The following is a 13,691-nucleotide window of genomic DNA, read 5'->3' as shown; positions in this document are numbered from 1 at the left end:
TTTTTCTGTCAGCAACACCATCCAAAGGAGACAAGCATGAATAACCGCATCCGTCTGCACGCGCTGGCCGCCGTGGCCGCCGTTGGCCTGGCCAGCCCGCTGCTGGCGCAAGCCCAGAACAAGGTGAACCTGGGCGTGGCCATCCCGGCCGCCACCCACAGCTTCGCCGCCGGCCTGGTGTACTGGGCGGGCGAGGCCAAGAAGGAACTGGAGAAGGACCCCAACATCAAGGTCACGATCAAGACCGCCAGCGGCGCGCCCGAACAGGCCAACCAGCTGCAGGACTTGCTCACCGCGACCAAGATCGATTCGCTGGTGATCCTGCCGTTCGAGTCCGCCGCGCTCACCAAACCGGTGGCACAGGCCAAGGCCAAGGGCGTGTACGTGACCGTGGTCGACCGCGGCCTGACCGACACCAGCGCGCAGGACGCCTACGTGTCCGGCGACAACACCGCCTTCGGCAAGGTGCCGGCGGAGTACCTGGCCAAGGCCCTCAACGGCAAGGGCAACATCGTTGCGCTGCGCGGCATCCCCACCACCATCGACAACGAGCGCATGGACGCGTTCAACGCGGTGATGAAGAACCACCCCGGCATCAAGGTGCTGGACGCCAAGCACGGCAACTGGAACCGCGACGACGCCTTCAAGGTGATGCAGGACTACCTCACGCGCTTCAAGGAGATCGACGCCGTGTGGGCAGCCGACGACGACATGGCCTTCGGCGTGCTGAAGGCCATCGAACAGGCCAAGCGCAAGGACATCAAGATCGTGTTCGGCGGCGCGGGCGCCAAGGCCATGGTGAAGACGCTCATGGACGGCAGCAACCCGCTGATCCAGGCCAACGTGTCGTACTCGCCCAAGTTCCTGTACGAGGCGATCAAGATGACCGCGCTGGCGCGCAAGAAGGGTGAGAAGCTGCCGGCTTCGACCATCGTGCCGTCGGTGCTCATCACGAAGCAGAACGCGAAAGATTTCTACTTCCCGAACTCGCCGTTCTGATCCCGCGCGCCAGGAGGACCCCATGAAAACGATTCAAGGCCCCGGGATCTTCCTGGCCCAGTTCATCGGCGCGGCCGCACCCTTCAACTCGCTCGACGGGTTGGCGGGCTGGGCCGCGGCGCTGGGCTACAAGGGGGTGCAGATTCCCACGTCGGACCCGGCGATTTTCGACCTCGAACGCGCCGCGAGCAGCGATGCGTACTGCGATGAAATCAAAGGGAAACTCGCGGCGCACGGCCTGGCCATCACCGAACTCTCCACCCACCTGCAGGGCCAGTTGCTCTGCGTGCACCCGGCGTACGACCTGCAGTTCGACGCCTTCGCCGCAGCGCACGTGCGCGGCAACCCGGCCGCCCGCACCGCGTGGGCGCACGAACAATTGTTGATGGCCGCGAAAGCCTCGAAGCGCCTCGGCCTCAAAGCCCACGCATCGTTCTCCGGCGCACTGGCCTGGCCCTATCTGTATCCGTGGCCGCAGCGCCCGCCGGGTCTGGTGGAAGCCGCGTTCGCCGAACTCGCCAAACGCTGGCGGCCCGTGCTCGACGCCTTCGACGACGCGGGCGTCGACGTGTGCTACGAACTGCACCCCGGCGAAGACCTGCACGATGGCATCACCTTCGAGCGCTTCCTGGACGCGGTCGGCCAGCACCCGCGCGCCAACATCCTCTACGACCCCAGCCACTTCGTGCTGCAACAGCTCGACTACCTCGCCTTCATCGACCACTACCACGAGCGCATCCGCGCCTTCCACGTGAAGGACGCCGAGTTCCGTCCCAACGGCAAACAAGGCGTGTACGGCGGCTTCAGCAACTGGATCGACCGCGCAGGACGCTTTCGTTCGTTAGGCGATGGTCAGATCGATTTCAAGAGCATCTTCTCGAAGATGGCCCAATACGACTACGCCGGCTGGGCGGTGCTGGAATGGGAGTGCTGTCTGAAGCACCCCGAGGACGGTGCGCGCGAAGGCGCGGGTTTCATTCGCGACCACATCATCCGCGTGGCCGACCGTGCGTTCGACGACTTCGCCGCGAGCGCGGGCGATGCGAAAACGCTGTCCACGCTGCTGGGCCTGGATCGGAGAACACCATGAGCGACCGCGCCACGCGCCGCATCCGCCTGGGCATGGTGGGTGGCGGCGAGGGCAGCTTCATCGGCAGCGCCCACCGCATCGCCGCGCGCCTGGACGACCAGTACGAGCTGGTGGCCGGCGCGCTGTCGTCCACGCCCGAACGCGCGCACGCCAGCGCGGCGAAGTTGCACATCGCGCCCGAGCGCAGCTATGCCGACTACGCCGAGATGGCGCGCGCCGAAGCGCAGCGCGCCGACGGTATCGACGCCGTCGTCATCGTCACACCCAACCATTTGCACGTGCCGGTGGCGCGCGCCTTCGTCGAGCACGGCATCCACGTGATCTGCGACAAGCCACTGGCCACCTCGCTGGCCGAAGCGCAGGCGCTGGCACAAGCCGTGCAGGAACGCGGGGTGCTGTTCCTGCTGACGCACACCTACGCCGGCTACCCCATGGTGCGCCAGGCGCGCGAGCTGGTGGCCGCGGGCGAACTCGGCGAGCTGCGCATCGTGCAAGTGGAATACGCACAGGACTGGTTGAGCACGCCGGTGGAGCAACAGGGCAACAAGCAGGCCGAGTGGCGCAACGACCCCAAGCGCGCGGGACCGGCCGGCGCGCTGGGCGACATCGGCACGCACGCCTACCACTTGGCGCGCTACGTGAGCGGCCTCGCGGTGCAGGAACTCTCGGCCGAGCTCAGCACCTTCGTGCCGGGCCGTGCGCTCGACGACCACGTGCAGGCCATGCTGCGTTTCGAGGGTGGCGCGCGCGGCATGCTGTGGGCCAGCCAGGTGGCCAGCGGTGCGTGCAACGCGCTGCGCCTGCGCGTGTACGGCACCAAGGCCTCGCTGCACTTCGATCAGGAGCAACCCGAATTCCTCGGCTTCGCGCCGCAAGGCGAACCGGTGCGCCTGCTGCGCCGGGGCATGTCACCGCAGACACCGGCGCTGGCAGCGGCCAGCCGCATCCCCGCCGGCCACCCCGAGGGCTATCTGGAAGCCTTCGCCGCGCTGTACCGCGATTTCGCGCGCGCCTGGCGCGGTGGCGATAGCGCGGGCATGCCGGGGCTGCAGGACGGGCTGGACGGCATGGCCTTCATCGAGGCCGTGCTCAACAGCCACCGACAGGATGCGCGCTGGGTGCGGGTGGAGAACTAACCCAGGCGTTCGATCAGCGCCATCGCCGCAGCAGGGGCGCGCTCCTTCGCACCGCTGATGAAGTACATGAACACGTCCCGCGCCTTGCCCTTCTTGCCGGGTTCCTCCAGGCGTGGCACGTCGTCCGGCTCCCCACCCGCGGCCCAGGTCTTCGCTGCCTCGGCCCACCGGTCCAGCGCCTGGGGCGCATAGCCCGTCTTCACCGACGACTCGGTGCGCATCAGGCGCGCATAGACGAAGTCACCGGTCAGGTCCGCGAACGAGGGGTAGTCGTCCGAATCGGTGAACACCGTCGCGCACTGGTACTGGCGCGCGAGCGCAAGGTACGCCGGGTCCATGAAGCTGTTGTGCCGCACGTCGAGCGCGTGGCGCAACGGCACGCCGTCCACCTTGTTCGGCAGCAGCTTCAGAAAGGCCTCGAAGTCCACCGGGTCGAACAGCTTGGTGGGCGCGAACTGCCACACCAGCGGCCCGAGTTTGGGGCCGAGTTCGCTCAGGCCGCTGCCGATGAAACGTTCGATGGAGTCGCCCGCCTCGGCCAACACGCGGCGGTTGGTGGTGAAGCGGTTCGCCTTGAGCGAGAACACGAAGTCTTCCGGCGTCTCGTCGCGCCACTTGGCGAAAGTGGGTGGCTTAAAGGTGCTGTAGTAGGTGCCGTTGACCTCGATCGCGCTCAGCTGCGAACTCGCGTAGGCCAGCTCCTTGCTGTGCGCGAGGCCCTTGGGGTAGAAGTTGTCGCGCCAGGGCTCGTAGGTCCAACCGCCCACGCCCGAGCGGATCGCGCCCGTTGATGCTGCCTTCCTGGTCGCCATGTCCGTCTCCTTCGAGAAATTGCCGACCACTCTAACAAGTCAGCGCGTGACGCGCGAGGCACGCCACGGTTCGCCCTTGTCGGTCGTGCCCTTCATCTCGCTGCCATCGAACTCACCGCTGTACCTCAGGTGATCGACCGAAAAGTGGATGCGCGTGCCCACCATTTTCGCGCCGTTGATCTCGGTGGCTTTGCCGGCTTCGCGCAGTGTTCCTTCGAGCATCTGATAGTTCTGCGCCAGCACCAGTTCCTTGCCCGCGCCCAGGCGCCAGATGCCCTCGACGCGCGCGGGCACGGTCCATTGGTAGGCCTCGCAGTAGGTGCGGCAGCCCTCCACGGCCCGCTGGGTCTGGTCGGGTTTCCAGTCGCCCATGTCGAACGAGTTGGAAACGATGCGCGTGCCCGGCTTCATGTTGAGCAGGATCGGCCGCAGGCGCGCGTTGAGCTCGGGCAGCAGGAACATCGTGACCACCGTGGCCTTCGAAAAATCGGACACGAAGATGTCGGCCTTCTCGAACGTGGCGCGCGCGCTCACGCCGGCCTTGGCCGCCTCGCGTTGGGACAGCTCCACGAGCTGCGGGTTGTATTCGATGCCGTGCCCGGTGGCGCCGCGCTGGGCCGCGGTGATCACCAGGCGGCCATCGCCCGAGCCGAGATCGACCAGGTGGTCCCGTGGCGTGAGCTGGGCCATGGCCAGCATGCGGTCCACCAGCACCTGCGAGGTCGGCACCCACATCACGTCCTTGCCGGCCTGGCCTTCGGCGGGCTTGTACTCGGTGGCCGCCGGGGCCGGCTGCGACCACGCAGGCCCACCCAAGGCGGCGAGCAACGATGCACAGGCGGCAGCGCACAAGGCGTGTCGAAGGGTCTTCATGGCAGATCTCCAGATGAATGGGGGCGCTTGAGCAGCACGAGCGAGGCCTCGGGTTCCGGGTGAACGTGTTCGAGGGGGCGGCTGGATTTGAACAGCAGGACCGGCGCCCCGGCGAGCAACACGCCCACACCCACCAGCGCCGCCGCACCGGTATAGACCACGCTGGCGTAGAGCATGTACAGGCTGGTGAGGCAGAACACGATGGGCGTGAGCGGGTACAGCGGCACCTTGTAGGGCAACGCGCGCAATGGCTGCCGCCAGCGCAGCACGAACAGCGCGATGCCGACCAGCAGAAGGAACAACCAGAACACCGGCGCGGTGTAGTCGCGCCATGGCCTTGAAGCCGTCGTGCGTGACCGTGCCCAGGCCGATCAGCGCGAGGGCCATCGCGGCCTGCAGCAATTGGCCATTGACGGGCGTGCGGCGGCGGTGGTCCCACTCGCCGACCCAGCGCATCACGGTCATGTCACGCCCCATGGCGTAGAAGGCACGCGCCCCCGTGAAGATGGTTGCGTTGAGCGTGGAGATGGCCGCGACCACGATGGCCAGCGTCACGATGGTCTCGCCCACCGGGCCCGCCGCCAGGTGCATCATGTCGGCCGCCACGGCGCCGGAGGCGCGCAGGCCTTCCAGCCCGAGCACGGACAGCAAGGCGAAGTTGGCCAGCACGTACAGCACCACAAGAATGGCGGTGCCCAATGTCAGCACCTTGGCGATGTTGCGCGGCGCGTCCTTGAGTTCACCCGTGAGGTAGGCCGCTTCGTTCCAGCCGCCATAGGTGAGCAGCACGAAGATCATGGCCATGCCCAACGCGGCGGTCTGTGGCGGCACGGCGGGCTCCGTGAGTTCGCGCGGCGGCGCGGAACCGAACAGTCCGAAGACGATGATGGCCAGCATGGCCCCGATCTGCAGCAGGGTGACGACGATCTGCAGGTTCTTGCCCTGCGCCGTGCCCACCACGTTCACCGCGGTCAACACGATCACCGACAGCGCCGCGAACAAGGCCTGGCCATGCGGGCCGAGGGGCAGCACGCGCGCGGCGTAGTCGCCCAGCAGGAAGGCCACGGCCGCGATGGAGCCGGTCTGGATCACGGTGCACCGCGCCCAGCCAAACAGCATCGCCACCGAGGTGCCGTAGGCGCGCGAGAGAAAGTGGTATTCCCCGCCGGCGTGGGGGTGCGCGGCGGCCAGTTCGGCGTAACACAGGGCCCCCACCCAGGTGATGAGGCCGCCCACGACCCAGACCAGCATGAACATCCACTCGGAGCTCACACCAGCGGCCACGAAGGACGGCGCGCGGAAGATGCCGATGCCGATGACCAGGCCCACCACGATGGCCACGGCATCCCACACCGACAGATGGGCTTGCGGTTCAGGCCGATCGTGATCGGCCATGCGGCGCCTTGTTCTTGCCTGCGTTCTTCACGTCATGTCTCCGGTCGTTTTTTTCTATTGCTCATGGAACCTGCTCGCCGCGCAGAGTTCCCGGCATCGGTCTCGGATCGCGTCGGCCCGGACCGACGGCGGATCGTATCGCACGCCGCCCTCGCGGCCATGCCATGCGGGCTAAGCTAAGGCCTTTTGCAAAGCCAGCCTGTTCTCGACATGAAAGACTATCTCCCCGACGCCGCCCACCCCTTCATCGACGTCATCACGATCGCCCTGCAGATCGCGCTGATCGTCTTTGTGGCGCTGCTGTTGCGCTCCGTGTTGCACCGCCTCATTGGCCGGATCGGGGAAGACAAGCAACTGCCGCTGGAGTTCGTGGTGGGCGGGCGGCGCGTGGTCACGTTCCTGCTGTTTGGCGCGGCGCTGTTGCTGGTGCTGGACCGGGTGGGCATCTCGGGCGCGGTGATCTGGACCGGCTTCACCGGTTTTGTCGCGGTAGGCGCCATTGCGTTCTTTGCGGCGTGGAGCGTCCTCTCCAACATCTTCTGCGCGGTGCTGATCTTCACCTCGCGCCCGTTTGGCCTGCACGACCGCATCGAGATTCTGGAAAGCGGCGACAAACCCGGCCTGGGCGGCGAGGTGATGGACATCAACCTCATCTACACCACGCTCAAGGAAAACACGGCCGATGGCGACGTGCCGTCTTACCTGCGCGTGCCCAACAGCCTGTTTTTCCAGCGCACCACGCGCCTGCGCACGCGGGGTCCGGCGGTGCGGTCGTTGCTGGACTGACGCCGCTCAATCCAGCGGCCAAGGCAGCTCGCGCGCCACCCCCGGCGCTGTCGCGGCGCGTTCGGGCGCTTGCGCGCCCTGCCCCACCGAGCGCCACCACGGCGTCACCGGCATCTGCGCCGCGGGCTCCACCGCCTCGCCCAGACGCGGCATGAGCAAGGGCGTGTTCTGCGAGCCCGCGAGTTCCAGCAGGGTTTCCGCTGGATCGTCCCAGTCGTGCATGGCCAGGCCGAAGGTGCCCCAATGCACCGGCAGGAACGCGCCGCCGCCCAGCAACGCGTGTGCCTGCAGCGCGTTGACGGGGCCCAGGTGGATATCGCCCCACGAAGGATGGAAGGCACCCACCTCGAGCATCACGAGATCAAACGGCCCCAGCCGCTCGCGGATCAGGCTGTACTCGGTGGTCAGGCCCGTGTCGCCGCTGAAGAACACGCGGTGGCGGTCGGTGCTCACCACCATCGACGACCACAGCGTGCCGTTGCGGTCCTTCAGACCGCGCCCGGAAAAATGCTGCGACGGCGCGGCCGTGATGGTCAGCCCCGTGCCCGGCACACGGTGGCTTTCCCACCAGTCGAGTTCGGTGATGCGCTCGGGCGCCACACCCCAGGCTTCCAGGTGCGCGCCGACGCCGAGCGAGGTCACGAACGGCACCGCGCTGTGCCGCGCCAGGGCGCGGATCGTCGGGTAGTCCAGGTGGTCGTAGTGGTCGTGCGAGATCACCACCACGTCCACCTCGGGCATCTGCCGCAAGCGCAGCGGCACGGGATGAAAACGTTTGGGACCCACCAGCCGGAACGGCGAAGCGCGCGCGCCCCACACCGGGTCGGTCAACACGCGGTGGCCGTCGATTTCGATCAACACCGTGGAATGCCCCAGCCAGGTCGCGCGCAGGCCGCTGTGGATCGGCCGGCTCCAGGCTTCGCGCGGGTCCACCACCGGCAAGGGCCCGCCGGGTGTGCGGCGGCCGCCCGAGCTGAAGAAGTCCTTGAGCGTCGGTCTGGCCACGGTGGTGTCGCGCAGCCCCTGCAGCACCGGGTGCATGTTGCGAAAGCCCATGCCATCCCACCGCGGAGACGCTTGCATGCGCTCCAGCCGTTCACCCTGTGCGCGTTTGCCGAAACTGTTCATGGAAGGGCTCCCGATGGTGACCGACGACGGTGTGACGAAAACACTCTACCAGTGCGCCGCCGCCGTGCGCACCGTCAGTACAATCGCCGACCCACGGTCTTATCAAACCCCATGCAGTATTCCCTCTCGCACCACAAGCTCAAGCTCATCCTGGCCGCTCAGGGCCTCAAGACCGGCGATGCCGGCGGCATCGACCAACTCTTTGGCGGCAAGGACGGGTACTACTGGTACGGCACCCTGCGCGACCTGTGCCCGGAAGGGAAAACCCTGTCCTGGGAGAACCAGTACGCCATGGTCGCCGCCATCCAGGCGCACGAGAACGCCACCGCCGAAGAAGACGAAATGAAGCCGCAGGTGCCCAGCGCGGCCAACATCGCCGCCATCTCCAAGCTGCTGGCCGACCCGCTCTGATCCGCAGCCCGAAGGGAACGGGTTGAAAAAATAGTGTCAACACGGCCTGGCAAGCACGGAGCCAGGCGCCCGAATGCCGGCTTGCGCCCACATACTTCGGCACCCCAGGTCCGGAGCGCAAGCCACCATGCCCCTTTTTGCCGTCACCGTCTTCCTCTCGGCATTCCTGCTGTTCCAGATCCAGCCCATCGTGGCCAAGATGATCCTGCCGTGGTTCGGCGGCTCGTCCTCGGTGTGGACGCTGTGCATGGTGTTCTTCCAGGTTGAGCTGCTGCTGGGCTATGCCTACGTGCACCTCGTGCACGAAAAGCTCGGCGCACGGCGCCAGCCCTGGGTGCACGGCGCGCTGCTGCTGCTCAGCCTGGCCACCCTGCCGGTGGTGGCCGATCCGTCCTGGAAGCTCGACGCGCAGGCCCACCCGACCTGGAGCGTGCTCGGCGTGCTGGCCACCACCGTGGGCGTGCCCTACCTGCTGCTGTCCACCACCGGCCCGCTGATGCAGGCCTGGTACGCGCGCGCCTTCGTGGCCCAGGGCGTGCAGCCCTACCGCCTGTATGCGCTCTCCAACCTGGCGTCCATGCTCGCGCTGTTGACCTACCCGGTGCTGGTCGAGCCGGTTCTGGCGGTGAAGCCGCAAGCATGGGTGTGGTCGGTGGGGTATGGGCTGTTCGTGCTGGCCTGCGTGGCCACCGCCGCCTACACCCTGCGGCGGCAGAACGGCAGTCTGGCCGCGCACGCGACGCCATTGGACGACGCGCCCCACCCCGGCTGGCGCGCGTGCCTGATGTGGGTCGGCCTGGCCGCCACCGCCTCCATGCTGTTGCTGGCGATCACGCGCCACCTGACGCAGGACGTGGCGCCGGTGCCCTTTCTGTGGGTGCTGCCGCTCGCGCTCTACCTGCTCAGCTTCATCCTGTGCTTCGACGCGCCACGCTACTACGTGCGCCCGCTCTTCCTGGGCCTGCTGCCGCTGGCCTTCGTCGCGCTGGACTTCGCGATGAACGAGGGACTGGAGGTGCCGGTGCTGGTGGCCTTGCTGTGCGCAGCGGTGTTCGTGTTCTGCATGGTCTGCCACGGCGAACTGGTGCGGCGGCGGCCACCGTTGCGCCACCTCACACTGTTCTACCTCATGCTCTCGGTGGGCGGCGCGCTCGGCGGCCTGTTCGTCGGGCTGGTGGCGCCGGTGGCCTTCAACGCGTACTTCGAACTGCCACTGGGCCTGTTCCTGTGCGCGCTGCTGGTGGTGCTGGTGCTCTGGCCCGAGGTGCGCGGCACATGGCGCCGCTGGCTGCGTGGCGCGCTGCTGCTGGCGCTGCTGCTGTATGGCGCGCGCCTGGCCAGCATTTCACGGGACTACGTGCTGGGCTACACCGAGGTCGTGCGCAACTTCTACAGCCAGACCCGCATTGAAGAAAGCATGGACCCGGACGGCCTGGGCCCCGTGCGCAGCATGGTGCACGGCAGCATCACCCACGGCGAACAGGTCCTGAACCACCCGAAGCGTGCCACGGCGTACTACTGCGAGCGCACCGGCATCGGCCGTGCGTTGCAAAGCTTGCCCACCGACCGGCCTCGCCAGATCGGCGTGGTGGGTCTGGGCGCGGGAACGCTCGCGGTGTACGGTCGCGCGGGCGATGAGATGCGCATGGTCGAGATCAACGACCAGGTGCTCGATCTCGCGCGCCGCCACTTCACCTTCCTCTCGGACAGCGCCGCCCGCATCGTGTCTCTGCTGGGCGATGGCCGCCTGGTCCTGGAGCGCGAGCCCCCACAGGCTTTCGATCTGCTGGCCATCGACGCGTTTTCTGGCGACTCGATCCCGACACACCTGCTCACGCTCGAGGCCTTCGACGCCTACCAGCGCCACATGCGACCGGATGGCCTGCTGGCCGTGCACATCACCAACACCTACCTCGATCTGCGCCCGGTCATGGCGTCGGCCGCGCAACACATCGGCAAGACCGCGCTGCTGCTGGAGTTGCCCTCGGGCCACGGCGACCCGTTCTGCCGGCGCTCGTCGTGGGTGGTGTTCGTCAACGCGGCGCAGGCTGCCGCGCTGCCACCGGCACTGCAGGGTGCTCAGGTGCTGCAGCCCCGACCCGGCTTTCGGCCCTGGACGGACACGTTCTCGAACCTGTTCGATATCCTGAAGTGAGCCCAGCGGCGCTCAGACGTTGCACTTTCTTTCAATCTGTCGACGCCGCCTTCACAGCTGCGCTCCGGGCGGCGGCGCCGTCACCACCTTCCCGTCCTTCACCGGCAGCGTGGCGCCCGGTTTGAAGGACATGCGCACCGTGTCGTCCTTGCCATCGAGGCGGTAGGTCACGTTGTAGCCACTGTGCTTCTGCGATTTTTCGTTCACCGTCTTGCAGCGTCGCTCGGTGGTGTTCACGACGTCCTTCTGCTGCATGTTTTTCTGTACCTGGTTGCCGGCGTAGCCGCCGGCCGCTGCGCCGGCCACGGTCGCCAGCGTCTTGCCATTGCCGCCGCCGATGGTGCTGCCCAGCAGGCCGCCGGCCACGCCACCGATCACGGAGCCGGCGATGCGATGCTGGTCCTTCACCGGTGCCTGCCGCTGCACAGCAACGTCTTCGCAGCGCTCGCGCGGGGTCACCACGGTTTCCATGACGTCCTTGACGGCGATCACGTCGGCCTCCTTGGGCTTCATCAGCGTCTGGTATCCCGTCACGCCACTCGCGCCGATGACGACCGTGGCGAGTCCGCCGACGACCAGTCCTTTCACCATTGACTTGTCCATGTGTTGTTCCTTTCCAGTTTGGGCATTCGCGGGCCAATCTACCCCTTGATCACTGCGCTCCCGTGTCTCGGTGTGACAAGACGTGACAACCCGAAAGGCATTGAAAGCGGCACAGCGCATACACTCTCCTCTGCTCCGGGGTGCACGGACCTTCCCAGGTCCGGCGCTGAGACGGCTTTACCGCCGAACCCGTGAACTTGATCCGGTTAGTACCGGCGAAAGAAGAGCGCATGCCCCACGGCGGCATGCGGGCGTGGCCCTGAATCCGTCTGACGGTTGAAGGTTTGCGTCCGCCATCGCAGTCATTGGGGCGGTCCTCCGGAGCATTGTTTGATCGATGTCCATCCACCGGAACCGGAGACCGCCACCATGAATGCCCCCGAGAAACTTCCCGCCGCCCCATCCCTCGCGCTCAGCCGCGAACCCTTCCCCGCTTCCCGCAAGATCCACGTGCCCGGCCAGTTGCCCGGCGTGAACGTGCCCATGCGCGAGATCGCACTCACCAACGGCGAACGCGTCGTGGTGTACGACACCTCGGGCCCCTACTCCGAACCATCGGCCGCCATCGACGTGACACGCGGCCTGCCCGACGTGCGCGGCGCGTGGATCACAGCGCGCGGCGACACCGAAGCCTACGAAGGACGCGCCCGCCAGGCGCTGGACGACGGCGTGAAGAACGAGGCTCGCCAGAACGACACCACCATCGAACGCATCGAAGCACTGCGAGCCCAGGCCGCTGGCTTGCAACGCACGCCGCGCCGCGCGCGCAGTGGCATGAACGTGACGCAGATGCACTACGCACGCCGCGGCATCGTCACACCCGAGATGGAATACGTGGCCGTGCGCGAGAACGGCAAGCGCGAGTGGATGGCCGCTTACCTGGGCGATGCGAACCGCGAACAACGCCTGCGCGGCAACCCCATGGGCGCGCGCATTCCCGAGCTGATCACGCCCGAGTTCGTGCGCGACGAGGTGGCACGCGGCCGCGCCATCATCCCGGCCAACATCAACCACCCCGAGGTCGAGCCCATGGCGATCGGGCGCAACTTCCTCGTCAAGGTCAACGCCAACATCGGCAACTCGGCCGTCACCTCGAGCATCGAGGAGGAAGTGGACAAGCTGGTGTGGGCGATCCGCTGGGGCGCGGACAACGTGATGGACCTCTCCACCGGCCGCAACATCCACACCACGCGCGACTGGATCGTGCGCAACTCGCCGGTGCCCATCGGCACGGTGCCGATCTACCAGGCGCTGGAGAAGGTGGGCGGCGTGGCCGAAGACCTTACCTGGGCGATCTACCGCGACACGCTGATCGAGCAGGCCGAACAGGGCGTGGACTACTTCACCATCCACGCTGGCGTGCGCCTGCCCTTCATCCACCTCACGGCGAACCGGCGCACGGGCATCGTCTCGCGCGGCGGCTCGATCATGGCGAAGTGGTGCATCACGCACCACCAGGAGAGTTTTCTGTACACGCACTTCGACGAGATCTGCGAGATCATGAAGGCGTACGACGTGAGCTTCTCGCTCGGTGACGGACTGCGCCCCGGCAGCGCGGCCGACGCGAACGACGAGGCCCAGTTCGCCGAGTTGAAGACGCTGGGCGAGCTCACGCAGACCGCGTGGAAGCACGACGTGCAGACCATGATCGAAGGCCCCGGCCACGTGCCCATGCACCTGATCCAGGCCAACATGGACGAGCAGCTGAAGCACTGCCACGAAGCGCCGTTCTACACACTCGGCCCGCTCACCATCGACATCGCCCCGGGCTACGACCACATCGCCTCGGCCATCGGCGCGGCCATGATCGGCTGGATGGGCACGGCCATGCTCTGCTACGTGACGCCCAAGGAACACCTGGGTCTGCCCGACCGCGACGACGTGAAGCAAGGCCTGATCGCCTACAAGATCGCCGCGCACGCGGCCGACATCGCCAAGGGCCACCCCGGTGCCCGCGCGCGCGACGACGCCATGAGCCAGGCGCGTTTCGAGTTCCGCTGGCACGACCAGTTCAACCTCGGCCTGGACCCGGACACCGCGCGCGATTTCCACGACGAAACCCTGCCCAAGGACAGCAGCAAGGAAGCGCATTTCTGCAGCATGTGCGGGCCGAAGTTCTGCTCGATGAAGATCACGCAGGACGTGCGCGACTACGCCGAGCGCGGCATGGCCGAGAAGTCGGCCGAGTTCAAGGCCGCGGGTGGCGAGTTCTACGTGCCGCGACCCGCCATCCCGATCAAGGCCGGCGCCTAAACTCCCGGGCATGACCGACGACGACGACCTGCCCCCGCTGCACCCCGCCC

The 13,691-nt window shown here is 67.1% G+C and carries 11 protein-coding genes and 1 riboswitch; of the genes, 7 read left to right on the top strand and 4 right to left on the bottom strand.

The features are described from left to right. Positions 1-36 precede the first annotated feature (36 nt). Genes FFS09_RS21570 through FFS09_RS21560 form a run of 3 tightly spaced genes read left to right on the top strand, consistent with a single transcriptional unit; the run spans position 37 to position 3,225 of the window. Positions 37-999: a substrate-binding domain-containing protein gene (locus FFS09_RS21570; protein WP_137920968.1), complete on the top strand. Its 963-nt coding sequence runs from the start codon at positions 37-39 to the stop codon at positions 997-999. 22 nt (positions 1,000-1,021) lie between these two features. Then, on the top strand, positions 1,022-2,089 hold the full coding sequence (locus FFS09_RS21565) for a sugar phosphate isomerase/epimerase family protein (RefSeq protein WP_137920967.1): 1,068 nt from the start codon (positions 1,022-1,024) through the stop codon (positions 2,087-2,089). Beyond that, positions 2,086-3,225 carry a Gfo/Idh/MocA family protein gene (locus FFS09_RS21560; RefSeq protein WP_137920966.1) on the top strand — a complete coding sequence of 380 codons (1,140 nt, stop codon included), beginning with the start codon at positions 2,086-2,088 and terminating at the stop codon, positions 3,223-3,225. The genes FFS09_RS21565 and FFS09_RS21560 overlap by 4 nt, the downstream gene beginning before the upstream one ends. On the opposite strand, the gene FFS09_RS21555 is transcribed toward FFS09_RS21560, so the two are convergent. Next, positions 3,222-4,037, bottom strand: a complete 816-nt coding sequence (locus FFS09_RS21555; protein WP_137920965.1) for a DUF72 domain-containing protein — start codon at positions 4,035-4,037, stop codon at positions 3,222-3,224. The genes FFS09_RS21560 and FFS09_RS21555 overlap by 4 nt on opposite strands. 39 nt (positions 4,038-4,076) lie before the next feature. Then, positions 4,077-6,305: an amino acid permease gene (locus FFS09_RS31600; RefSeq protein ID WP_354595887.1), complete on the bottom strand. Its 2,229-nt coding sequence runs from the start codon at positions 6,303-6,305 to the stop codon at positions 4,077-4,079. A 210-nt stretch (positions 6,306-6,515) separates the two neighbouring features. On the opposite strand from FFS09_RS31600, the gene FFS09_RS21540 reads away from it, so the two are divergent. Then, positions 6,516-7,091: a mechanosensitive ion channel family protein gene (locus FFS09_RS21540; RefSeq protein WP_137920963.1), complete on the top strand. Its 576-nt coding sequence runs from the start codon at positions 6,516-6,518 to the stop codon at positions 7,089-7,091. A gap of 6 nt (positions 7,092-7,097) precedes the next feature. Here the strand turns inward: FFS09_RS21540 and FFS09_RS21535 are convergent, their stop codons facing one another. After that, on the bottom strand, positions 7,098-8,219 hold the full coding sequence (locus tag FFS09_RS21535; RefSeq protein WP_137920962.1) for an MBL fold metallo-hydrolase: 1,122 nt from the start codon (positions 8,217-8,219) through the stop codon (positions 7,098-7,100). Positions 8,220-8,330: 111 nt separating this feature from the next. Between FFS09_RS21535 and FFS09_RS21530 the strand changes: the two genes are divergently transcribed. Together FFS09_RS21530 and FFS09_RS21525 are read left to right on the top strand one after the other, a co-directional pair. Beyond that, the gene (locus FFS09_RS21530) at positions 8,331-8,630 is read left to right on the top strand and encodes a hypothetical protein (RefSeq protein ID WP_137920961.1); all 300 of its coding nucleotides are present in this window, start codon (positions 8,331-8,333) and stop codon (positions 8,628-8,630) included. A 127-nt stretch (positions 8,631-8,757) separates the two neighbouring features. Then, positions 8,758-10,785: a spermidine synthase gene (locus tag FFS09_RS21525; RefSeq protein ID WP_137920960.1), complete on the top strand. Its 2,028-nt coding sequence runs from the start codon at positions 8,758-8,760 to the stop codon at positions 10,783-10,785. Positions 10,786-10,836: 51 nt separating this feature from the next. On the opposite strand, the gene FFS09_RS21520 is transcribed toward FFS09_RS21525, so the two are convergent. Further along, positions 10,837-11,388: a glycine zipper 2TM domain-containing protein gene (locus FFS09_RS21520; RefSeq protein WP_137920959.1), complete on the bottom strand. Its 552-nt coding sequence runs from the start codon at positions 11,386-11,388 to the stop codon at positions 10,837-10,839. 126 nt (positions 11,389-11,514) lie between these two features. Beyond that, positions 11,515-11,629, top strand: a riboswitch (TPP riboswitch). A 128-nt stretch (positions 11,630-11,757) separates the two neighbouring features. Here FFS09_RS21520 and thiC point away from each other — a divergent pair. Next, entirely contained in the window at positions 11,758-13,641 is a 1,884-nt protein-coding gene (gene thiC / locus FFS09_RS21515; protein WP_137920958.1) for a phosphomethylpyrimidine synthase ThiC, read from the top strand. Positions 13,642-13,691 lie beyond the last annotated feature (50 nt).

Source organism: Hydrogenophaga sp. 2FB (assembly GCF_005503365.1).
GTDB lineage: Bacteria > Pseudomonadota > Gammaproteobacteria > Burkholderiales > Burkholderiaceae_C > Hydrogenophaga.
The sequence above is the reverse complement of the archived record's forward strand: the minus strand, read 5'-3'. Positions and strand labels throughout refer to the sequence as shown.